The 21,650-nt window shown below is 68.9% G+C and carries 18 protein-coding genes and 1 tRNA gene; 4 read left to right on the forward strand and 15 right to left on the reverse strand.

Features of this window, described 5'->3' with window-relative positions:
* Nucleotides 1-135 precede the first annotated feature (135 nt).
* Nucleotides 136-357 (reverse strand): 50S ribosomal protein L31, encoded by a 222-nt coding sequence (rpmE, locus tag ACRXBZ_RS13455; RefSeq protein ID WP_433879418.1) that lies wholly within the window; start codon nucleotides 355-357, stop codon nucleotides 136-138.
* Nucleotides 358-634: 277 nt separating this feature from the next.
* Between rpmE and ACRXBZ_RS13460 the strand changes: the two genes are divergently transcribed.
* Complete coding sequence (locus ACRXBZ_RS13460) at nucleotides 635-1,009, forward strand: hypothetical protein (protein WP_433879419.1); 375 nt, start codon at nucleotides 635-637, stop codon at nucleotides 1,007-1,009.
* 123 nt (nucleotides 1,010-1,132) lie between these two features.
* Here the strand turns inward: ACRXBZ_RS13460 and rho are convergent, their stop codons facing one another.
* The 6 genes from rho to argS form a co-directional block, all read right to left on the reverse strand.
* Nucleotides 1,133-3,016, reverse strand: a complete 1,884-nt coding sequence (rho, locus tag ACRXBZ_RS13465) for a transcription termination factor Rho (RefSeq protein WP_433879420.1) — start codon at nucleotides 3,014-3,016, stop codon at nucleotides 1,133-1,135.
* A gap of 783 nt (nucleotides 3,017-3,799) precedes the next feature.
* Nucleotides 3,800-4,726: a homoserine kinase gene (thrB, locus tag ACRXBZ_RS13470; protein ID WP_433879421.1), complete on the reverse strand. Its 927-nt coding sequence runs from the start codon at nucleotides 4,724-4,726 to the stop codon at nucleotides 3,800-3,802.
* Nucleotides 4,723-5,787, reverse strand: a complete 1,065-nt coding sequence (gene thrC / locus ACRXBZ_RS13475) for a threonine synthase (protein WP_168589850.1) — start codon at nucleotides 5,785-5,787, stop codon at nucleotides 4,723-4,725. Before thrC ends, thrB begins: the two co-directional genes overlap by 4 nt.
* 20 nt (nucleotides 5,788-5,807) lie before the next feature.
* Nucleotides 5,808-7,112 carry a homoserine dehydrogenase gene (locus ACRXBZ_RS13480; protein WP_433879422.1) on the reverse strand — a complete coding sequence of 435 codons (1,305 nt, stop codon included), beginning with the start codon at nucleotides 7,110-7,112 and terminating at the stop codon, nucleotides 5,808-5,810.
* Complete coding sequence (lysA, locus tag ACRXBZ_RS13485; protein ID WP_433879423.1) at nucleotides 7,109-8,530, reverse strand: diaminopimelate decarboxylase; 1,422 nt, start codon at nucleotides 8,528-8,530, stop codon at nucleotides 7,109-7,111. Before lysA ends, ACRXBZ_RS13480 begins: the two co-directional genes overlap by 4 nt.
* A gap of 68 nt (nucleotides 8,531-8,598) precedes the next feature.
* Nucleotides 8,599-10,260 carry an arginine--tRNA ligase gene (gene argS / locus ACRXBZ_RS13490; protein ID WP_433883868.1) on the reverse strand — a complete coding sequence of 554 codons (1,662 nt, stop codon included), beginning with the start codon at nucleotides 10,258-10,260 and terminating at the stop codon, nucleotides 8,599-8,601.
* Nucleotides 10,261-10,472: 212 nt separating this feature from the next.
* On the opposite strand from argS, the gene ACRXBZ_RS13495 reads away from it, so the two are divergent.
* Together ACRXBZ_RS13495 and ACRXBZ_RS13500 are read left to right on the forward strand one after the other, a co-directional pair.
* Nucleotides 10,473-11,258 carry a thioredoxin-like domain-containing protein gene (locus ACRXBZ_RS13495; RefSeq protein WP_433879424.1) on the forward strand — a complete coding sequence of 262 codons (786 nt, stop codon included), beginning with the start codon at nucleotides 10,473-10,475 and terminating at the stop codon, nucleotides 11,256-11,258.
* A gap of 3 nt (nucleotides 11,259-11,261) precedes the next feature.
* Nucleotides 11,262-11,933 carry a DUF305 domain-containing protein gene (locus ACRXBZ_RS13500; RefSeq protein ID WP_433879425.1) on the forward strand — a complete coding sequence of 224 codons (672 nt, stop codon included), beginning with the start codon at nucleotides 11,262-11,264 and terminating at the stop codon, nucleotides 11,931-11,933.
* A gap of 34 nt (nucleotides 11,934-11,967) precedes the next feature.
* Here ACRXBZ_RS13500 and ACRXBZ_RS13505 read toward each other — a convergent pair whose 3' ends face one another.
* Nucleotides 11,968-12,885 (reverse strand): cation diffusion facilitator family transporter, encoded by a 918-nt coding sequence (locus ACRXBZ_RS13505; protein ID WP_433879426.1) that lies wholly within the window; start codon nucleotides 12,883-12,885, stop codon nucleotides 11,968-11,970.
* A 239-nt stretch (nucleotides 12,886-13,124) separates the two neighbouring features.
* Between ACRXBZ_RS13505 and ACRXBZ_RS13510 the strand changes: the two genes are divergently transcribed.
* Nucleotides 13,125-13,197: transfer RNA gene (locus ACRXBZ_RS13510), tRNA-Arg, on the forward strand.
* 143 nt (nucleotides 13,198-13,340) lie between these two features.
* On the opposite strand, the gene ACRXBZ_RS13515 is transcribed toward ACRXBZ_RS13510, so the two are convergent.
* The 7 genes from ACRXBZ_RS13515 to ACRXBZ_RS13545 form a co-directional block, all read right to left on the reverse strand.
* Entirely contained in the window at nucleotides 13,341-14,714 is a 1,374-nt protein-coding gene (locus ACRXBZ_RS13515; RefSeq protein ID WP_433879427.1) for a tyrosine-type recombinase/integrase, read from the reverse strand.
* A complete protein-coding gene (locus ACRXBZ_RS13520) occupies nucleotides 14,714-14,902 on the reverse strand; it encodes a helix-turn-helix transcriptional regulator (RefSeq protein ID WP_433879428.1) in 189 nt (62 codons plus the stop codon). The genes ACRXBZ_RS13515 and ACRXBZ_RS13520 overlap by 1 nt, the downstream gene beginning before the upstream one ends.
* A gap of 312 nt (nucleotides 14,903-15,214) precedes the next feature.
* The gene (locus tag ACRXBZ_RS13525) at nucleotides 15,215-16,888 is read right to left on the reverse strand and encodes a hypothetical protein (RefSeq protein ID WP_433879429.1); all 1,674 of its coding nucleotides are present in this window, start codon (nucleotides 16,886-16,888) and stop codon (nucleotides 15,215-15,217) included.
* Nucleotides 16,885-17,706 carry a DNA adenine methylase gene (locus ACRXBZ_RS13530; protein WP_433879430.1) on the reverse strand — a complete coding sequence of 274 codons (822 nt, stop codon included), beginning with the start codon at nucleotides 17,704-17,706 and terminating at the stop codon, nucleotides 16,885-16,887. The genes ACRXBZ_RS13525 and ACRXBZ_RS13530 overlap by 4 nt, the downstream gene beginning before the upstream one ends.
* The gene (locus ACRXBZ_RS13535; protein ID WP_433879431.1) at nucleotides 17,703-18,713 is read right to left on the reverse strand and encodes a bifunctional DNA primase/polymerase; all 1,011 of its coding nucleotides are present in this window, start codon (nucleotides 18,711-18,713) and stop codon (nucleotides 17,703-17,705) included. Before ACRXBZ_RS13535 ends, ACRXBZ_RS13530 begins: the two co-directional genes overlap by 4 nt.
* 137 nt (nucleotides 18,714-18,850) lie before the next feature.
* Entirely contained in the window at nucleotides 18,851-19,210 is a 360-nt protein-coding gene (locus tag ACRXBZ_RS13540) for a hypothetical protein (RefSeq protein ID WP_433879432.1), read from the reverse strand.
* A 205-nt stretch (nucleotides 19,211-19,415) separates the two neighbouring features.
* Nucleotides 19,416-21,629 carry an FtsK/SpoIIIE domain-containing protein gene (locus ACRXBZ_RS13545; protein WP_433879433.1) on the reverse strand — a complete coding sequence of 738 codons (2,214 nt, stop codon included), beginning with the start codon at nucleotides 21,627-21,629 and terminating at the stop codon, nucleotides 19,416-19,418.
* Between the last annotated feature and the right edge of the window lie 21 nt (nucleotides 21,630-21,650).

Below are 21,650 nucleotides of genomic sequence, written 5' to 3' on the forward strand. Positions count from 1 at the left end.
GGGCAAGCAACTTGCACCGCCGCGGGTTCTCAGAAGTGCCTTGCGGGACTTCTTTTGCTGCGGGCGTTCGGACACCAAACGTGGCGACGGCGCCCGTCCCGCGCTGCTCGCGTGGGACGGGCGCCGTCGGTGCAGCTACTTCTGTGCCTTCTGGCGCTTGCCGTAGCGGGCCTCGAAGCGGGCCACGCGGCCGCCGGTGTCCAGGATCTTCTGCTTGCCCGTGTAGAACGGGTGGCAGTTCGAGCAGACCTCGACGGTGATCTGGCCGGTCTTGCGGGTGCTGCGGGTGGCGAAGCTGTTGCCACAACCGCAGTTCACCTGCGTGACCACGTACTCGGGGTGGATGCCACTCTTCAACGGCTCGTCCTCTCTACTTGGCCGCCGGGTCCACGCGGCCGCTGCCGCGCGGTGAACCGGTGCCGGATCAACCCTGCATTCTGCCAGACCAGGGCTCGTGACCTGCAACGCAGGGGGCCCATCCGGTATTCCGCCGGGCCTTTCGGCGCGTCCGCGCAACCGCCCAACGCACCAAACGAACCGCCTGCCGAGCAACCCCCGGTCGAGGGTGCGTCCGGGGTGGTACGCCGTCCATCCTCGACGCGTGCAGCTGTGTTCGGTCCTGGGAAGGCTCACCGTGAAGTCGTGGGTGTTCCTGCCCCTGCTCTTCGTATGCAGCGCGGCCGGGGTCGCCGCCCTGCTCGACGTGCTGCTCGTGCGCGACCCGAGCCTCGACCAGGACCTGAGCCTCTCCGCGCCGCTGCTGTTCGGGTTCGCCGCCGGGCTGGCCCTGTTCACCGCGAGCCACGTCCGCTGGAACTTCCGTTGGCAGCGCCGCGGCCTGCGGTTCAGCTACCCGCTGCTGATGGTGGCCTGCGCCCTCGCCATGGACGGGCTGCGGCTGCCCGTCGTCGCCGCGCTCGCCTTCGGCCCGGTCGGCGCCGCGCTGCTGGCCGCCCTGCTGGTCCGCGCCTACCGCGACCGGGACACCCCGGAGTGCGCCCGAGCCTGACGCCGCGCGGGTGTGAGCATGGGAACCTTCCTGTCACCCACCCCCAGAAAAACGGCAGGGCCCGCACCGGGGTCGGTGCGGGCCCTGCCGTCGGGCGCGAACGGGACAGCCGGTGGGAACCGGTCAGTCGTCGTCCTTGCCCGGGGTGGTCTTGGCGACCTGCATCAGGAACTCGATGTTGGTGCGCGTCTTGCGCAGCCGGTCCTGCAGGAGTTCCAGCGCCTGCTGCGCGTCGAGCGCGGCGAGCACCCGGCGCAGCTTGTGCGTGACGGCCAGCTCGTCGGGCGAGAGCAGGATCTCGTCCTTGCGGGTGCTGGAGGAGTCGACGTCCACCGCCGGGAACAGCCGCTTGTCCGCGAGCTTGCGGTCCAGCTTCAGCTCCGCGTTACCGGTGCCCTTGAACTCCTCGAAGATGACCGTGTCCATCGTGGAACCGGTCTCCACCAGCGCCGTGGCGAAGATGGTCAGCGAGCCGCCGTTCTCGATGTTGCGAGCCGCGCCGAGGAACCGCTTCGGCGGGTACAGCGCCGTGGAGTCCACACCACCGGACAGGATTCGCCCGGACGCCGGGGCCGCCAGGTTGTAGGCGCGGCCCAGTCGGGTGATCGAGTCCAGCAGGACGACCACGTCGTGGCCCATCTCGACGAGCCGCTTGGCCCGCTCGATGGACAGCTCGGCGACCGTGGTGTGGTCCGACGGCGGCCGGTCGAAGGTGGAGGCGATGACCTCACCCTTGACCGAGCGCTGCATGTCGGTGACCTCTTCCGGACGCTCGTCGGCGAGGACGACCATCAGGTGGCACTCGGGATTGTTGGTGGTGATCGCGTTGGCGATCGCCTGCAGCACCATCGTCTTACCGGCCTTCGGCGGCGAGACGATCAGCGCGCGCTGCCCCTTGCCGACGGGCATCACCAGGTCGATGATCCGGCCGGTCAGGTTGTGCGGCTCGGTTTCGAGGCGCAGCCGCTCGTTCGGGTAGAGCGGGGTCAGCTTGTGGAACTCGGGGCGGTTCTTCGCCGCGTCCGGCTCCAGGCCGTTGATGGAGTCCACCCGAACCAGCGGGTTGAACTTCTGCCGCTGCTGCTCGCCCTCGCGTGGCTGCCGGATGACGCCCTTGATCGCATCGCCGCGGCGCAGCCCGTACTTGCGGACCAGCGACAACGACACGTAGACGTCGTTCGGGCCGGCCAGGTAGCCGGAGGTGCGCACGAAGGCGTAGTTCTCCAGCACGTCCAGGATGCCGGCTACCTGCAGCAGCACGTCGTCCTCGCGGACCTCGGGCTCGCCGCCCTCGCCGCGGCCTCGGTTGCGGCGGCGGTCGCGGTCGCGGAACCGGCGGCCACGACCCCGACGACCGCCCTCGTCGTCATCGTCGTCCTGCCGGTTGTCGCGGTCCCGGTCCTGCCGGTTGCCGCGGTCCGGGCGGTTGTCCCGCTCCGGGCGGTTGTCCCGCTCCGGGCGGTTGTCCCGCTCCGGGCGGTTGTCGCGGCCCTCCGGCTTGCGCTCGGTGCCGCGCTGCTCGTCGGCACCACCCGATTCGGCGGCCGCGCTGGCCCGGCCGGGCGAACGGCGGCGACGGTTACCGCGCCGGTTGTCGTCCTCACCTGCGGACTCGACGGCCTGCGGGCGCCGGGCGCGGGTGCGGGCACCGTTGGTGCCGCTGCCGGACTCGGCCGGGGTCTCGCGCGGGGCGGCCTCGGTCTCGTCCAGCGCCGGCTGGTGGGCCTTGGCGGCAAGGGGCTCCTCGGCGCGGGCCGTGCTCTTCTTGGCGGAGCGGGTCCGCGGCGCGGTCGTGCCGCCCTGCTTCTCCTTGATCGCGGCGATCAAGTCGCCCTTGCGCAGACCACCAGTCTCGATCCCCAGTTCCCCCGCGAGTTGGCGCAGTTCGGCGAGAACCATGCCGGAGAGTCCGCCACGTCGCCGCGGGGTGCCGTTGGCCTCGGATTCCTGCTGGCCAGCCGAAGAGGCGTTCGTCGCCTCGCTGCTCAACAGTTCGGTGTTGCTCACGAATGTCCTTCCTGACCGGACCGCGCCTCCTACGCGACCCAGCGGATTGCCCGCCCGCTCTTGGAGTGCGGGCGGCCGGTGTGTGCTACCAGCCCTCTTGCCGGTTCGGATCAGCTCCGCGCACGCGGCGCGACCGATTTCGGCGATGGCTCGGGAAACCAGCAGCACCGGGCGGTGGGAGGTACCCGGCTCGCGTGGTCCATGTGCGACGCATCCACTCCGATCCACACATGCCGATGCACGCCCTGCTGCCGCCTCATCCCAGGAATTCCCGACTCACCTTGCGCCCCGGTGGAGAACCGGGAAGCTACGGGGCGTCGAGCCGGCGTCATGGTCACCTCGGGGGCCACACCGTGGAACTTAAGGCCCCCACCCCGACATCGGCAACGGATGTGCACCGCCGATCGTCCCGAAGCGAACTCAATTGAGTTGACAACTCCTGCCTCGGTCACCGCGATCGCCCCGGACTCGCTAAGTTGATCTTCACCCGTACCGGGTGGAGTCCAATTCACAGCGGGAGATGCGCCCCGGAAAACGATGTCCCGGGCATGGCACCGGCGCCCTGGGCGCGGTGACTGATTGACCTTGAGGGTAGACGCCCCGTAGTCCGGGTGCAACAACCCCCCCTGGGCGTGGCACGCCCGTCCCAGATCACGCCGTCGACAACTACCCAACGGGAGCCGCTGCCAGCGGCCGACGACACTTCCTTTGTACCACTCGGCCGCAAGACGGCGGGTTCCGGGGCCATGAACTGGGCTTTCCGGCATGGTTCACGGCCCCGGGTCAGACCTGCGGCTCGACCCGCACGCCGGCCGGATCGACCGGAAGGCGCAGCTCGTCGAAGCCGTTCGGCGCAATGCCGGACGCAATGCCGGCCGGAAGCGCCCCGCCGGGCGGGAACGCCAGTACCGTCGGGCCCGCACCGGACACGGCGGCGGCGATGCCCGCCGCGCGCAGCCGGCGGACCAGCGCGATGGTTTCCGGCCAGGCCGGCTCGCGGTAATTCTGGTGCAGCCGGTCGTCGGTGGCGGCGAGCAGCAACGCCGGATCGCTGGTGATGGCGTGCACCGCCAGCGCCGCACGGCTGGCCGCGAACGCCGCGTCCGCGTGCGGAACCCGTTCGGGCAACAAACCGCGGGTGGTGTGCGTCAACGACTCCTCTTGGGGGACAAGGACGATCGGTGACACGTCCGGGTGCGGCCGCATCCGGACCGCGTGGAAGCGCCCGGATTCCTGCCAGGCGACGACGAATCCACCGAACAGGCTCGCCGCGGCGTTGTCCGCATGCCCTTCCCAGACCGCGGCCAGCTGCAACGCCCGGTCGGGGTTTTCCTTGTCGCGCAAATCGAATCCGGCGAGCCCGAAGGCGGCGGCGACCCCGGCGACGATGGCCGCCGCCGAGGAACCCAGCCCGCGCGATTGCGGAATCGAGTTCTGGCAGTGCAACCGCAGCGCCGGTGCCGCGAAACCCAGTTCGGCCAACGCCTTGTGGATGACCCGCACCACCAGGTGACGCTCGTCGGTGGGCAGCTCGGCGGCGCCCTGCCCCTCGACCGACACGCACGCCGAACCCGCGGCTCCATCAACGACCCGCACGGAAACCGCGTCGTACAAGGACAACGCCATGCCCAGGGTGTCAAAACCGGAGCCGAGGTTCGCGGTGGAGCCGGGCACGGTCACCCGGACGGCCGATACCGGCAGTCCGGTCATGCCAGTTCCAGCGCGGTGGCGACCGCGCCGGGGTCCACCGGCAGCGGCTCGACCTCGACCATGCCGGACAGCGCGGTGTCCGGGTCCTTGAGGCCGTGGCCGGTGACCGTGCACACCACGACCGAACCGGCCGGGAGCCGGCCGTCCGCGGCGGTGGCCAGCAGGCCGGCGACGCTGGACGCCGAGGCGGGCTCGACGAAGACGCCTTCCCGCGCGGCCAGCGTCCGGTAGGCGGCGAGGATCTGCTCGTCGGTCACCGCCTCGAACAGCCCGCCGGACTCGTCTTTCGCGCGCACCGCACCGGCCCACGACGCCGGGCTGCCGACCCGGATCGCGGTCGCGATGGTCTCCGGCTGCGCGATGGCCTGGCCGTGCACCAGCGGCGCGGCACCGGCGGCCTGGAAGCCGAACATCCGGGGCGTGTGCTCGATCACGCCGTCGGCCGCGTACTCGGTGTAGCCCTTCCAGTAGGCCGTGATGTTGCCGGCGTTGCCGACCGGCAGGCAGTGCACGTCGGGTGCCCGGCCGAGCACGTCGCAGATCTCGAACGAGGCGGTCTTCTGGCCCTCCAGCCGGACCGGGTTGACCGAGTTGACCAGGGTCACCGGGTGCTCGGCGGAGGTCTTGCGGGCCAACTCCAGGCAGTCGTCGAAGTTGCCCTCGACCTGCAGGATCTTCGCGCCGTGCACGACCGCCTGGGCGAGCTTGCCGAGCGCGATCTTGCCCTGCGGCACCAGCACCGCCGAGGTCAGCCCGGCGCGAGCGGCGTAGGCCGCGGCCGAGGCCGACGTGTTGCCGGTGGAGGCGCAGATGACGGCCTTGCTGCCCTCGGCGAGGGCGTGCGTGATGGCCACCGTCATGCCACGGTCCTTGAACGAACCGGTGGGGTTGGCGCCCTCCACCTTCAGGTAGACGGTGCAACCGGTGAGCTCGGAGAGGTGGTGGGCCGGCACCAGCGGGGTGTTGCCCTCCTGCAGGGTCACGATGCGCGCCCCGTCCGGGACCGGGACCCGGTCTCGGTACGCCTCGATAAGGCCAGGCCACCCAGCACCGGACTGCACCGGCACACCCTGGACGTTCGTCACGACGATTCACCTTCCACGCGCATCACGCTGACCACCTCGCGCACCACCGGTAGCTGCGCGATCTTGTCCACTGTGGACCTCAGTGCCGCATCGGGCGCGGTGTGGGTGACCACCACGAGGCTGGCCTCCGCTCCCCTGCCCTGCTGGCGCACCACCGAAATGCTCACATCGTGCTCGTTGAACGTGGCCGCGACCTGCGAGAGCACGCCCGGCTTGTCGGCCACGTCGAGGCTGATGTGGTAGCGGGTCGGGGTCTTGCCCATCGGGCGCATCGGCAACTGCGCGTGCGCCGACTCACGGGGCCCCTTGCCCGCCACGACCAGGTTACGGGCGACGGCGACGAGATCGCCGAGCACCGCGCTGGCGGTCGGCGCCCCCCCGGCGCCCTGCCCGTAGAACATCAGCTGACCGGCGGCCTCAGCCTCCACGAACACCGCGTTGAACGCGTCACCGACCCCGGCCAGCGGGTGGCTGCGCGGGATCATCGCCGGGTGCACGCGGGCCGACACCGACTCGGTGCCGTCCTCGTCGACCACCCGCTCGCAGATCGCCAGCAGCTTCACCGTGCGGTCCAGGGTGCGCGCAGCGGCGATGTCGCCGGGTGTGACCGCCGAAATGCCCTCGCGGTGGACGTCGCTGGCGGTGACCCGGGTGTGGAAGGCCAGCGAGGCCAGGATCGCGGCCTTCGCGGCGGCGTCGAAGCCGTCCACGTCCGCGGTCGGGTCCGCCTCGGCGTAGCCCAGCCGACCGGCCTCGTCCAGCGTCTCGGAGTAGCCGGCGCCGGTGGAGTCCATCGCCGACAGGATGTAGTTGGTGGTGCCGTTGACGATGCCCATGACCCGGTTGATCCGGTCCCCGGCCAGCGACTCGCGCAGCGGGCGCAGCAGCGGGATCGCGCCCGCCACGGCCGCCTCGAAGTAGATGTCGGCGCCCGAGGCGTCGGCCGCCGCGTAAAGCTCCGAGCCGTGCTCGGCCAGCAGCGCCTTGTTCGCGGTCACCACCGACTTGCCGGACTTCAGCGCGGTCAGCAGCAGGCTGCGGGCCGGTTCGATGCCGCCGATCAGCTCCACGATGACGTCGACATCGCCCTCCACCAGCGCTTGCGCGTCGGTGGTGAGCAGGTGCTCGGGCACGTCGGGGTGCTTGTGCGGGCGGCGCACGGCCACCCCGGTCACCAGCATCGGCGCGCCGGTGCGCGCGGCGAATTCCTCCGGTTGGTCCTGCAACAGGCGCAGCACCTCGGTACCGACGGTCCCGCACCCCAAGAGCGCGACCCTGATCGGTTCACGGTCGTGGATCACTCAACCTCCAGCCGGAGCAGGTCGTCCTCGGTCTCCCTGCGCAACAGCAACCGCGCCTGACCATCGCGAACCGCCACCACGGGCGGTTTGGGCAGGCGGTTGTAGTTGCTGGCCATCACGTAGCAGTACGCGCCGGTGGCGGCCACCGCTAGCAGGTCTCCTGGAGCAATGTCCTCCGGCAGCCAGCTGTCGCGCACCACTACGTCACCGGATTCACAGTGTTTGCCCACGATGCGGGACAGCGCGGCGGGCGCCTCGGCGGCGCGGGACACCAGACGGCAGTCGTAGACGGCGTCGTAGAGCGAGGTGCGGATGTTGTCGCTCATGCCGCCGTCCACGCTCACGTACTTGCGCTCCACGTCGCTGCCGAGCGCCACGTCCTTGATGGTCCCGACCTCGTAGACGGTCACCATGCCCGGGCCGACGATGGCGCGGCCGGGCTCGACGGCGATCTTCGGCACCGGGATGCCGGCGTTCCCGGCTTCCTTTCCGACGATCTCGTGCAGCCGGACCGCCAGCTGCGCCGGCGGCAGCGGGTCGTCCTCGGCGGTGTAGGCGATGCCCAAACCGCCACCGAGATCCACGGTGGAAGCGGTGGCCAGCGCGTCGGTGCCGTGCTCCTCGCGCAGCTCTGCCAGCAGCCGGACCACCCGGTGCGCGGCCAGCTCGAAGCCGTCGACGTCGAAGATCTGCGAGCCGATGTGGCTGTGCAGGCCGGACAGCACCAGCGAGTCGGCCTTGAGCACGCGGTGCACCGCGTCGGCGGCCTGCCCGTTGGCCAGCGAGAAACCGAACTTCTGGTCCTCGTGCGCGGTCGCGATGAACTCGTGGGTGTGCGCCTCGACGCCGACGGTGATGCGCACCAGCACGTGCTGGCGGACGCCTCGCTCGGAGGCGATGTGGTCCAGCCTGGTGATCTCGTGGAACGAGTCCAGCACCACGGAACCGACCCCGGCCTCGACCGCGGCGGTCAGCTCGGCGACGGACTTGTTGTTGCCGTGGAAGGTGACCCGCTCGGGCGGGAATCCGGCGCGCAGCGCCACGGCGAGCTCGCCGCCGCTGCACACGTCCAGGCTCAAGCCCTCCTCGGCGACCCACTTGGCGACCTCGGTGCACAGGAACGCCTTCGAGGCGTAGTGCACGGCGGCCGGGTCGCCGAAGGCTTCGGCGTAGTCGCGGCAGCGCGACCGGAAGTCGTCCTCGTCGAGCACGAACAGCGGGGTGCCGAAGCGTTCGACGAGCTCCCGGACGTCGATCCCGGCGAACCGGGTGACGCCGTCGGCGCCGCGCTCGCAGTTGCGCGGCCACACGTGCGGGTGCAGCAGGTCGAGTTCTCCGGCGGTGCTCGGAACGGGCCCTGCGGTGTTGCCGGGCGGCACGACATCGGCATGCCGCGGCCCGGCGGGATGGGCGCGCATTTATAGCTCCTTCGCGCGGCCTGCTGCTGGACAGGCCGTTGTTACTTACATCGGCTCGCGTCAGCGCGCTACATCTTCTCGGGGGCGCTGACCCCGAGCAGGCCGAGGCCGTTGGCGAGGACCTGGCGGGTCGCCTCGCACAGCTGCAGCCGCGCGATGGTCAACGGGCTCGCCTGGTCGTCACCGGGCTGCAGCACGCGGCACGCATCGTAGAACTTGTGGTACGCGGCGGCCACGTCCTCCAGGTAGCGGGCCACCCGGTGCGGTTCCCGCAGCTGGGCGGCCGAGCGCACCACACGCGGGAATTCACCCAGGGTGCGGATCAAGTCGCCCTCACGTTCGTGGGTGAGCAGCGACAGGTCGGCGTTGTCCACCGAGCCTCGCTCGATGCCGAGCGAGGCGGCGTTGCGCTGCAGCGAGGCCAGCCTGGCGTGCGCGTACTGCACGTAGAAGACCGGGTTCTCGTTGGTGCGCTTGCTGATCAGGTCCAGGTCGATGTCGACCGCGGAGTCCGCGGAGGACCGGATCAGCGAGTATCGGGCCGCGTCCACACCGACGGCGTCGACTAGGTCCTCCAGGGTCACGACGGTGCCCGCGCGCTTGCTCATCCGCACCGCCGCACCGTCGCGCACCAGGTTCACCATCTGCCCGATGAGGACCTCGACGACGGCGGGGTCGTCGCCCAGCGCCGCGGCGGCCGCCGTCAGCCGGGCGATGTAGCCGTGGTGGTCGGCGCCCAGCATGTAGATGCACAGGTCGAAACCGCGGCGGCGCTTGTCCCGCAGGTAGGCGACGTCGCCGGCGATGTAGGCGGGCGCGCCGTCGCTCTTGATCAGCACCCGGTCCTTGTCGTCGCCGTACTCGGTGGAGCGCAGCCACCAGGCACCGTCGGAGAAGTACACGTGACCGGACTTCTTGAGCTCCTCGACGCACTCGGCGACCGCGCCGGAGGTGTGCAGCGAGTCCTCGTGGAAGAACACGTCGAAGTCGGTGCCAAACTCGTGCAGGCTCTGCTTGATCTCGTCGAACATCAGCCCGACGCCGACGCGGCGGAACGTCTCGTCGCGCTCCGCTTCGGGCAGCTCCATGGCGTTCGGCTCGGCCTTGAGCACAGCCGCGGCGATGTCGGCGATGTAGTCGCCGCCGTAGCCGTCCGCCGGGGCGGGCTCGCCCTTCGCGGCGGCGACCAGGGACCGGACGAACCGGTCGATCTGCGCGCCGGCGTCGTTGAAGTAGTACTCACGGGTCACCTCGGCGCCCTGCGCGGCCAGCACGCGGCCGAGCGCGTCGCCGACCGCCGCCCACCGGGTGCCGCCCAGGTGGATCGGGCCGGTCGGGTTGGCCGAGACGAACTCCAGGTTGACCTTCAGCGCGGTGTACAGGTCGCCGCGGCCGTACGCGGCGGAGCCGTTCAGCACCTCGCGCACGACCTGGCCCTGCGCGTCGGCGGCCAGCCGCAGGTTGAGGAAGCCCGGCCCGGCGACGTCCACAGAGTCGATGGCGTCCTGCCCGGTCAGCGCCTCGGCCAGCCAGCCGGCGAAATCCCGCGGCGAAACGCCGGCCTTCTTGGCGACCTGCATGGCCAGGTTGGTCGCGTAGTCGCCGTGCTCCGGGTTGCGGGGTCGCTCAACCGTCACCGCCTCCGGCAGGACCGTAATGTCCAGGTCTCTGGCGGTGAGGACCTCGACGGCGGTGTTGCGGACCAGTTCTGCGAGCGCGGCGGGAGTCACCCTATGCAGTCTAAGGATGCGTCCTCGCTGCTCAGCCAACGGGTTGGGCACGGCGAGACCGGGCACGCCACGCCGCGTGATCACATCGTCACTCATATGTGAGAAACTGGTGGCGAGCATTGGACGCACGGCAACCCGAAGCGCCCGCAATCTCTACACTGACGGGCCGGATCCCCCCGGTGGTTCTTGTCGAGACGAGGTTTGCGAACAGCATGGCGAACAGGAAGAACAAAGCGGTGCGCGGTGCCGTGGTGCACCAGCGGTCGATCCCCTGGATGCTGATCTCCGGCGTCACCGTCGTGGTGGTGTTCGCGGCCGTGATCTTCGGCTACGCGTACTCCCGGTGGTCCGGGCAGGAATCCGTCCGGCAGGCCCAGGCCGCGGCGGAGCAGGCGACCGAGGCGTTCAAGCCGTCGCCGCAGAACCCGGACCCGTCCAAGACGATCCCCGGCGTTACCGTCGTGAACTACCCGGGCCAGATGCACATCACCGCCGCGCAGCGGGTGGCCTACGACCAAAGCCCGCCGTTCGGCGGTCCGCACGACGGCATCTGGGCCGACTGCACCGGCGTGGTCTACCCGGACGCGGTGCGCACCGAGAACATGGTCCACTCGCTGGAGCACGGCGCGGTGTGGATCGCCTACAACCCGGACAAGGTCGACGAGCCCGGCCTGGAACGGCTCAAGGCCCGCGTGGACGCCAAGCCCTACACGATGATGTCGCCGTACCCGGGTCTGGACAGCGCGATCTCGCTGCAGTCGTGGGGCCACCAGCTCAAGGTCGACCGCGCCGACGACCAGCGCATCGACCAGTTCATCACCGCGCTGCGGTTGAACAACAACGGCGTCTACCCGGAGATCGGCGGCTCCTGCCAGGCCTACCCGGGCGCGTTCGACACGAACAACCCGCCGAAGTTCGACGGGACCCCGCCCGGCCCCGACGCGGTCCCGATGGACGGCCGCGGCTCTTCCCAGGCTTCCGGCGAGATGGGTCAGTGAGCGGTGTCGGTTGAGGCGCGGCGGCCGCTCGTGGCCCGCATCTTCGTGGCCGTCGCGGCCGCGGTCGCCCTGCTGCTGCTCGGGGCGGCGCTCGGTCTGCTGATCCGGGTGCCGTCCTTCGACAGCGCCGAACCGAAGCCGACAGCGGTCGACGTCGGGTTCGCGCAGGACATGTCGGTGCACCACCAGCAGGCGGTGACCATGGCGACGCTCGCGCGGGAGCGCGCCGCCGACGTCGCCGTGCGGCAGCTGGCGTTCGACATCGAAACCAACCAGCGCGATCAGATCGGCCGGATGCAGGGCTGGCTCAGCCTGTGGGGCCAACTCGCGCAGGCGGTCGGCCCGCTGATGACGTGGATGACGGCGGACGGTGGGCACGACCACACCGCCCCCGCGGCGGCCGGGGCGTCCTCGGGAGGGCCGATGCCCGGCATGGCCACCAGCGCGGAGATGTCCCGGCTGCAGTCGCTGCGCGGCCCGGAGTTCGACGTCTACTTCCTGCAGCTGATGCTGCGCCACCACGAAGGCGGCGCCCCGATGGCCGACTACGGCGCGACGCACGCGGCGCTGCCGGCGGTGCGTGAGCTGGCGAAGAACATGCTCGGTTCGCAGCGCAGCGAGAGCGACCTGATGCGCTCCATGCTCTCCGAACGAGGCGCCCAACCGCTGCGCTGACGCGAGCATGGGAACCTTCCTGTCACCGCGGCGATCACCAGGTCAGGGCTTGGCAGCGCTTGGCGCATTCCGCGGGTTCGACCTGCAGGGTCGCGTGGTCAATCTGGTAGCGCTCGGCCAGGAGGCGCTGCGCCGCGATCAGCACGCCGCCGTGGTCGGCGTCGGCCCCGGTGGTGAGGTGGGCCGAGGCGACCTCCATCCCCGAGGTGAGGGTCCACACGTGCAGGTCGTGCACCTCGGTGACCGATGGCAGCGCGGCGAGATCGGCCCGCAGCTCCGGCACGTCCACGCCCTCGGGCGCTTGCTGGACGAGGATCCGCAGCGCCTGCCGGGCGAGCTTCCAGGTTCGCGGCAGCACGAACAGTCCGACGGCGACGGCGACGATCGGGTCGGCCAGGTACCAGCCGAACGCCCAGGTCACGGCGCCACTGATCAGCACGCCGACGGAACCGATGGTGTCCGCGAGCACTTCGAGGTAGGCGCCGCGCACGTTCAGGCTCTCGTTGGCGCCCTGCCGCAGCAGCGCGAACACCACCAGGTTGGCGACAAGGCCGGCGGCGGCGGTCAGCATCATCGGCAGGCCGGCGACCTCCGGCGGCTCCTGGAACCGGGCGATGGACTCGAAGAGGATGTAGCCGGCGACGCCGAACAGCAGAACGGCGTTGGCGAGCGCGGCCAGCACTTCCATGCGGTAGAGGCCGAAGGTCCGCTTGTCCCCGACCGGTCGCCGCGCTGCGGTGATCGCGGCCAGCGCCATGCCGACCCCGAGCACGTCGGTGAGCATGTGCCCGGCGTCGGAGAGCAGCGCCAGCGATGAGGTGAGGAAGCCGACCACCGCTTCAAGGACGAAGAACGCGAGCAGGATCGCGAACGACGCGACCAACCGCCGCAGGTAACGACCGGATGCGCTGACCGCATCGGCGGCCGAGCCGTGCCCGTGCCCCTGACCCATCGACCGTCCTCCTCACGCTGCCTCTCAGATACATAGTGAAGTATGCATGAATGCACGCGTCAAGACTCGGCCCACCCGTCGGGACGCGAGCAAGGGAACCTTCCTGCCATCGGTGACCGGAAGGTTCCCTTGCTCCAACTCCACCGCGAAGGTGCGGTGAAATGCGAGAAGGGGCAATCCGACCCCCTCCGAAGGGGATCTGCCGGGTGCGCTAAGCTAACGATCGTCCGCAGCGACAAGCCCTCGTAGCTCAGCGGATAGAGCACTGCCCTCCGGAGGCAGGTGTCACAGGTTCGAGTCCTGTCGAGGGCGCATTGCAGTGCTAGCGAGATCCGCCCCTGAGCAGCAGAGATGCCGCCAGGGGCGGATCTGTACGTGCGTCACCGTCTGCCAGCGACAGGCACGATCTGTCGTGGTTCACGTGCAATGCACGTACACGATCGTTCGGGCAGGCGTTAGCCCTGCCAGCCGAAGAACTCGTCGACTCGCTGGCGGGCGATCACGTCTTGCCCGTGCAGACATGCGGCATAGGTCTCCAGCAGCACAGCCACGGAGTGCCCAGCCCATCGAGCGACGGTCGCGGGGTCGACGCCGGCGGTGAGCCATGAGCTCACAGCGGCGTGTCGGAGGGAGTACGGGCGTCGGCAGAGTCGTGACGCCGCAACTTCCTTGGTGAAGGTCGCCGTACGTGCAGCTCGCCACACCCGCATGTACGTCATCTTCGGGACGTCCTCTCCCTGCTCGCCGGTGAACACCAAGTCGTTCTCACCTGGCTCGTACTTAGCGAGGTGGCGACGCAGCAGCTCGGTGAGTTCGGGTGGGCACGGAACAGGCCGACCTTCGTCTTGGCCTCTGCTCTTGAGACCTCGGACCTCGCGGGCCTTCCCTGTCCCGGTCCAGTGCCGTCCGGCATGGGGATGTGCCTCTTCAACGTAGATCTCACCCCAGCCCTTCCTCGGTAGATCCAGATTGGAAACGCGGAGTGCGGCAGCCTCTTCCGGACGCAGCGCGGCGAAGTACATCGAGCCGAAGAATGCCTCCAGTCTCGGACCACTTCGCTTGATCCCTCGGACTTCACGTAGAAGTGTTCGCGCCTGCACCGGGTTTGGGACGGTTCGCGGGTCGATCGTGCGGTTTCCTTTTGGCATTGACGTCCACTTCTCTTCGCCAAGCGGGTTAGCGTCCAGAGCTTCCCGTTTTACGGCGTAGGTCAGGAAGTTCGACAGGACCGAGCGGGTCTTGCGTGCCACCGACGGGGCGTACTTCTCTCCGGACAACTTCGTCGTGACCACTTTTTCGAGAGCGTCCAACACGTTACGCTCCTGCGCCGCGCTCACCGGCAGGCTGTTGCGCGAGCACCAATCGAGAACTTCCTTTACCTCCACCGGAACTTCCTCTGAACGTTTCGGTGGATTGAAGGCCCAGCCGCGAAGCGCGGACCGAATTTCGCGATCCTCAGGTTTCCCGCGGCCACCTTTCAGGAACACAGGAGCAACTCGAATCAGAGCTTCTGCCAGGGTTTGTCGGGTCATCGCTGCAGAGCTCGGCCATTTCATGTCGATGTACGCGCACGCGAGATCGAACCACGGGATGTCACAAGGCTTGCGTCCCATCGACGCCGGGAGTCCGGTTACCGTGTCGAATGGCTCTCCTCTGTTCTGGGCCGACTTCAGCTCCGAACGGAAGCCGTCGGCCTGTGAGTAGGACTTGAAGGACTCGTAGAACTCTTCGCGGACGACGCGCCAACGAACGCTGTAGCTGGTCACCTTGCCCTTCGCGTTCTTTCGTGGCGCGATGTTCCACACGTTCACGTCGAAGCTGGTGGGCATTAGGCGGCCTCCTTGCAGGTGTCGAGCCACATTTCGAGGTCGTCGCGACAGATTCGCAGCTCACCGTTCGGCAGCTTCGTGCAGCGCGGGGCGGTTCCCTTAGCTCGCCACTTGTAGAAGGTGTCTCGGGAGATTCCGAGCTCTTCGCAGAGTCCGGCGATGTTGAGGAACTCACGTCGGCGGGCCATAGCATCCCCCTGAGTCGAGTCGCTTGTGGAGTGATCGGTGCAGCTGCCCCGAGGTTGGGAGCAGCGGTCTGGCGTGGTTACGCGTGGTGACGTTTTCGGCGGTGTTGGTGGTGGTCGGGTCGGGTGGGTGATCCGGGATGTTCTGTCAGGGCCGGGAGTGGCGTTTTAAACCCGCAAACCCCGCAAAAGGGTGTGTGACCTGGTGTTTTGATTGCGGTGTTTGTGGTTCGGGCTCTGGTTTCAAACTCCGCTAACACCGCAAGTTTGCGGGGTTTGCGGGGTTTGGTGGTGGTCTTGCGGGGTTTGAACAAGTCAGAACGCTGGGATCGTTTCTGCTGGTGGTGGCTGGTCTTGCGGGGTTTGCGGGGTTTGCGGGTTTGATTTGAGGAGTGTGGGTTTGTCGGATTGGCGTTCGACCCAGTAGGCGTGCACTTTGGTGTGCGTGTCTTTCACGCTGCGTAGTACGACGTCGCCGCGCCATCGGCCGATCTGCCCGGTCAAGTTGCGGCCCAGGGATTTGGCACTTTGTAGCTTGCCGGTCTCGGTGGTGGGGAAGCTCCCAACCCAGGGGTCAGGGGTCCCGGATTCGGGTTCGGCGCTGGCGCGTAGTTCGTTGGCGGTCATGGGTTTGGTGCCGTGAAGTGCGTGCCAGCGCAGCAGGAAGGCCTGCCATTCGGTGGCGTCGTCGTCGAGTTCGCGGGATTCCTCGGCGTTAGTGAGGAAGCCGCCGATGCCGTGGTGTTCGAGGAACCCGCCGATGTGTTGTGCCCAGCGGGTGAACTGCCGCATCTGCGGCACGCTGGTCGAGGTGGGTGCGCCGTTGGCGGTCCAGTCCAGGATCAACGTGAGCACGTGGCGTAGGACGGTGGCCTGGTTGGCGGGGTCGAGGATCCAGCTGTCGAGGTTGGGGATGGTGAACCCGCTACGCGCCTCAGGCCGGGGGCAGTCGGGGTCCAGGCGGACCCACACGGTGCGGCTGGCCATGTCCCCACCGACCCGGAGGTTGTTGCCGGTGGCCAACCACAACCGGTCGTTGGGGAACGTCGAGGCGGTGTTGGTGCCAAGCCGCCGGTCGGTCCAGGTCCGTTCCGTCACGAGCCGGGCCAGGTTCGCGGAGTTGATGACCGCGCCCTCTTCGAGGTTGTCGAACACGGTCACGCCAACCTGATCGGCCAGCACGGAAGTGATGGCCTTGCGGAGTTCCTCCTCGGAATCGGTCCAGGTCAGCACCCGCTGCCCGACCAGCAGCCCGACGCACCCGGACAGGATCGTTTTGCCGCTGCCGGGCATGGTCGCGTCGATCACCCCGAACGGGGAGAGGGCACGGGTGAACGGGCGAATGATCGGCGTCACCAACAGGCCCAGATAGTTCGCCCGGTCGCCCGGGGTCCGCCACGGGAAATCGTGCAGGAACCGTTCCAGCAGGAACTCCCGCGCCTGCTCGACCTGTTCGGCGGTGGGGCGCTCGGGCACGGGCTCGAGGTGGGCGCGGCCGGCGAGCAGGAACCCGGTTGCGGGGTCGTAGCCGGGTTGCTGCAGCAGGGTGCCATCCGGGCGTAGCACGGGGGTGGAGATGATCCGCCGCAGCACCGGCAGATCCGGCCACGACCGGCGCGCGAGCACCGAGCCCAGCACCTCTCGTTTCGGGGACACCTCGACTTCGACGTGGTTGCCTTTCTTGTCATCTTCGGACTGCACGATGCTGGCGTGTTCGGCCAGCAGGCTGGCCAGCAGCGGCGGCCGCAGCGGCGACGCCGACAAGGGCAAGGCCACGTCGTCGTCACCGGCGGTGGGGTCCCCGGATCCGGAGACGGCTTCGACGACCACCGGCACCCCGTCCTGGACGTAGGTGTCCGGCAGCAGCCGGTTGCCCACCGCGTGAGTGAGCACCCGGATCGCGTCCGGGTCCGTGGTGACCCGCACCTTCGGCCGGCCATCGACACCGACCGGCCACATCGGCCGGGTGGAGCTGCGCGGTTCGGTCATGAGGTCACCTCCTGCCAGAACGGGAGCGTGTCCAGTGGTTCCCGGTTGCTCCACAGAACCTCGGTCCTCTCCTGCCGGGTGCCGCCTTGTCCGGTCGTGGTGTTGATCCGGGAGACGTGCCAGCCGTCGTACAGCTCGGTGTAAAGCGGGGAGTCGTAGCCGGAGAGCACCACCGACGCCGTGCAGTCGTGAAGTGCGGCCGCCAGCTCGCGGTGCTCACCCTCGCTGCGCATCTCGTGGACGTAGCCGCCAGAGAACCGGGTCGACCCCAGATAGGGCGGGTCGACGTAGAGCAATACGTTGGGGCTGCGGCCATACCGTGCGATGAGTTCCAGCGCAGGCCTGCACTCCAGGCTGACCCCAGCGAGGCGCTCCGCGGCGATGTACATGCGGCCGATGTACCCCTGCAGGTAGTCCGGCATCGAGGCCCCGGAGCCTGCGGGATCGGCGTAGTGCCGCCACCCGGTTGCGGCGCGGAGGCCGGCGCGCCCCTGAGTCAGCTGCACCCAGACACGGCGAGCCTGTTCGAGTTCCTCAGCCACAGCAGCGTTGGCGGCCTGATGCTCGGTTCGGGAGTGCGGAGTCAGAGCGCACACCCGAGCGAGTTCCGTTGGTCGGTCGCGGAGTACCCGCCAGAACGTCATGAGTTCGCCGTCGAGGTCGTTGACGGTCTCCATGCGACTGCGTCCCTTGGCCAACAGGACCGCTAGGGAGCCTCCGAAAGGCTCCACGTAGTGCTCGTGGTCAGGAAGCTGCGCCACGATTCGTCCAGCCAGTCGGGTCTTGCCGCCGAAGTAGGCGATGGGAGGGGCACTCATGCCGCACCCCCGAGACCGATCAGGGAGTCGGGGCCGTCGTGGGTGCCGCGTTCCCAACCTTTGGTGGCGTTGTATCGGGCGGCGGTTTCCTCGACGGGTTTGCCGGTGCGCTGCCGCCGGCGGATCGCGGCGTCGATCAAGGCGTCGATGGCTTCGCGCTTGCCCCAGGGGGCGTTGTCGTGGGTGGCGAGGTTGGCCAGCCGCCGAGCGGAGTTCCAAACGATCTGCCACCGCTGGCCGTCGAGGGTTTCGACCTTGGCCAGCTCGCCGTCCCAGATCCGCTGCCAGTAGCCAGGAGCGTGGTTGCCGGGCTGGCTCCGCGAGAGGTTGGGAGCTTTGCTCGGCGGGACCACTCGCGGTGCTGGGACGACGCGCGGACGCAACCAGTCGGTCAGCGCTGCGATCGTGATGCTGGCCGAGATGCGGGTGTAGGTGCCGGTGGTGTCTTCCGGTGGTGCGGTGATCCGGCAGCCGGGGGCGACGACGTAACCACCTTCGGCGCGGATGTCGATCTGATGCCCGACCCGTCCTTTGGCGTCGCTGGGCACGTGGGGGCCATCGGGGCGGCGGAAGAAGAGGTGCCTGCCGTCGGAGGGGGTGGCGACGGTGAAGGTGTCCGGCCACGGCACACCTTCGGCGGTGGCGATGGCATGCAGGGCTCCCAACCCGTCGGCAACCAGCTCGGGGACGTCGTGTGCGGCGGCCGCGGGGGGTTTGGGTTTGCGGTCAAGGTCGAGTACCACGAGCTTGGACGGGCCGGTGGCGATGCCGACGTTGGCAAGCGGCATCACGGTGAACCAGCGCCGGACCTGGTCGAGGTCGAGGGTGGCGGACAGCAGCCCGTGGCAGGGCCGGTCCGCAGTCAGGCACGGGCATTCGGCCGGGGTGCACTCTCCGGCGTTGCAGCGTCGGCAGTTGCCCCAAGGCCGTTTGCTGTTCGGGCGCAGCGGGAACACGTGCATGCCGTGCTGGGCCAGCCAGGCGGCGATGTCCAGAGAAGAGGACATGGTTGACCTCCAAACGAGAGGGAAGGAGAACCTCGCCCGGGCGACAGGGCCGGGCGAGGTACGCGGACAGTTCTCAGCTCGCCGAGTTCTCGCCGTCAGGCGGCGGCGTGCTGCGAGGTGGTGGGGGTGTGACGGCGTCAGTGCCAGCCGGCGTCGGGGTCGCGGCGGTTGAGTTCGTCGACGAGCCGCCTGGAGTACTCGGCCATTTCCTTGCAGCCGTTGACCGCGTCCCGCCACGCGGGGGCGGTGTCGGGCCAGTAGTTGGCCACGGTGCCGTCGTCGTTGCAGCTGGCTGCGTACTCGCCGGGCTGGTCGTAGCCACCCAATCCCTCGGCGGTCCATTCCGAGGGGTCCGGGCGGAAGCGCTGCTGCCCGCCGGTGCTGATCGCGGGCTTGTTGACGTCGCTGCCGCTGGTGGTGGAGTGGCCTGGTTCGTGACAGGCAGCGAGACCGACGAGCAGTGCCCCGGCGACGGCGGTGCGGACGATCGCGGACATAGTTCTCCCCTTGTCAATTACTTTGTGTGAGCGATGGTTGGTAGTGAGTGCCGCAGTGAATCCAGCGGGGCGCAGTGACTATTCACTTCCGGCTCACTACACCGGACTCACTGGGCGCGACCAGTAGAAACAGCGGGGTCAGTGACTGAAGTGAGTCAGTGAGCGGACCTGCCCCAGCCCCGTGCAGGGGCAGGTCCGCAGGGGGTCAGTCCTTGTCACTCACTGCCCGTCGGCCCACAGCATCGGTGACGTTCTGTAGTCGAACGGAAGGGAAGCCGTTGTGCGGTTTCACCGGCACGCCTTCGGCGTCCAGGAGCTTCGCGAGGTCGGCGCCGTTGAGCTTCTTGTAGGGCTGGTGGCTTGGGGCGAGGTCGCGCAGCAACGCGGCCAGGTCTCGTACCTTCACCCGCTCTTCGTCGGGGAACGCTTCCACCACGTCGTCGAGGAAGTCCCGCTGCTCTGGCTCGTCGACCTGGTGGTGTACACCGGCACGCAATCGCTTGGCCCGCTCGGCGATGGCGTAGCCCTGCTCGGTGGAGATGAAGTGGGTGCGCACCGTGGTGTGGGTGACGCCGCCGGGCAGGTCCAGCGACTCACCCGGGGCGAGCACGACCGTTCCCCGGTCCTTACCCGCGCGCAGCGCGTGCGGAGCGGCACCGGTATCGACGGGGGCGTCTCCGAGGGCCATGCGGCCGATGGATTCCTTGCCGACGAACAAGCTGGCGCGGATCATCGCGCCCTCACGCACCACAACCGGCATGTTGGCGTCGGTGGGGTTCTGGGAGAACTGCCACAGGTGGATGTTGACCGCCCTGGCCTGGTCGTGAAGGGCCTGGGCAGCGCGCACGGCGCGGGACTTCTTGCCCTTGCCGCCGATGTCGCCGCCGTCGGGGTGCACGGTGGTGCAGCCGTAGAGCTTCTGCGCCTCGTCGACGATGACGATCAGCGGTTCGAACCCGCTGCCCGGCTTCGACGATTCCCGGTCGACGTCGCCCTTGCGGCCCATCGCACGCCACTTCTCGTAGCGGCGCTCCATCTCCCCGACGGCCCAGTCGAGCATGTCGCTGGTCTTGATGAAGTTCTCCGCACCGGCGCCCTCGATCAGCTCGTCTGCCAGGTCGGCGAACATCGCCCAGTCGCCGAAGCCCTTCAGATCGGCGATGCGGAACCGCACCGACGGGTCCAGCGCCGCCCACAACGCCAGGGCACGGGCGGCAGCGGTTTTGCCCTGTTTGGACAGACCGGCCAACAGGAAGTGCTGCTGCAGCAGGTTCAGCAACACCGCATCGCCCTTGAGGGAGACACCCCAGGGCATCAGGTCGCGGTAGATGTCGACCGGCCCGAAGTCCTCGTCCAGCAGCGGCGACGGCGGCACCGGCTGGTCCAGGGCACCGGAGTGCGCCACCCACAGCGTGAATTCGCGCTCGCTGGATTCCTCCCGCTCGATGTGGACCTCGTGCTGGCCGCGGTCGAGGTTCCCGGCGAGCTTGTCGCGGCGGTCGTTGACATTCGCCCAGGTCACAGACCCGTGCGGCAGGGTGACCTCCATCTGCACCCCGGGCCCGTAGCGGGTGACCGGCCCCAACAGCGCCGCCCGCTGCGACTCGTCCGCGCCGTCGATCCATTTCCGCAGATCAGCGATACCGAGGTTGCGCAGCGCCATGACCACCGCATGCGGGGTGATGTTCACCAGCTCCGACTTAGGTACCGGCGGCGCCAGCGCGGCGGGAACCGCCGTGTCGCGGCGACGCCGGTTGTAGCCCTTGACCAGCATCCCCACCAGCAACGCGACCCCGGCCCACGGCGCCCACGACGCCGCCCACGCCACCCAGTCGAACCCGGTAGCCAGCGCCTCGAACAGCCCCGTCCACACGGTGGCGAACGTCAGCCCACCGGGCTGGAGCTGCGCGATGATCGCCACCACCAGCGTGATCGAGATGATGGCCAGGACCGTCATCCCGAGGAACTTCGGGGCCTGCAACAACAACTCACCAAAGACCTTGATGCGCTCGAGGACCAGCCGACGGGACTCGTTGCGCTGCGCCGAGAGCTGCGCGACCACCCCGTGCTCCCCCGCTGCCTTAGCGGCATCGATGCGGTCGTCGATATCCCGACCGGTCCACCGGCTGTAGCTGGCGGAGAAGGTGTCCCACGCCCCGCCACCGAGGTAGTACAGGTGGCGAATGGTGAACTTGAACGCCTTCCCGCCGACCGGCAGCGCCTCCAAGGCGGCCTTCTTCGCCTTCCCGACCAGTGCCGGCGGGACCGGCTTGGGGCGTTCGGCCAGCTCGGTCGACGGAGCGTCGGGCTGTTCGGTCTCCTGGTCGGGGTCGATGCGTTCGGCGACCGCGCGCACGACCGCCCCGTCAGTCTGCTGCTCGGTGGTGGTGCGGTGAGGGAACCGGATCACCTCACCCATCGAGTTCTCCTCGTGCGGCAT

Source organism: Saccharopolyspora hattusasensis (assembly GCF_050972075.1).
GTDB lineage: Bacteria > Actinomycetota > Actinomycetes > Mycobacteriales > Pseudonocardiaceae > Saccharopolyspora > Saccharopolyspora hattusasensis.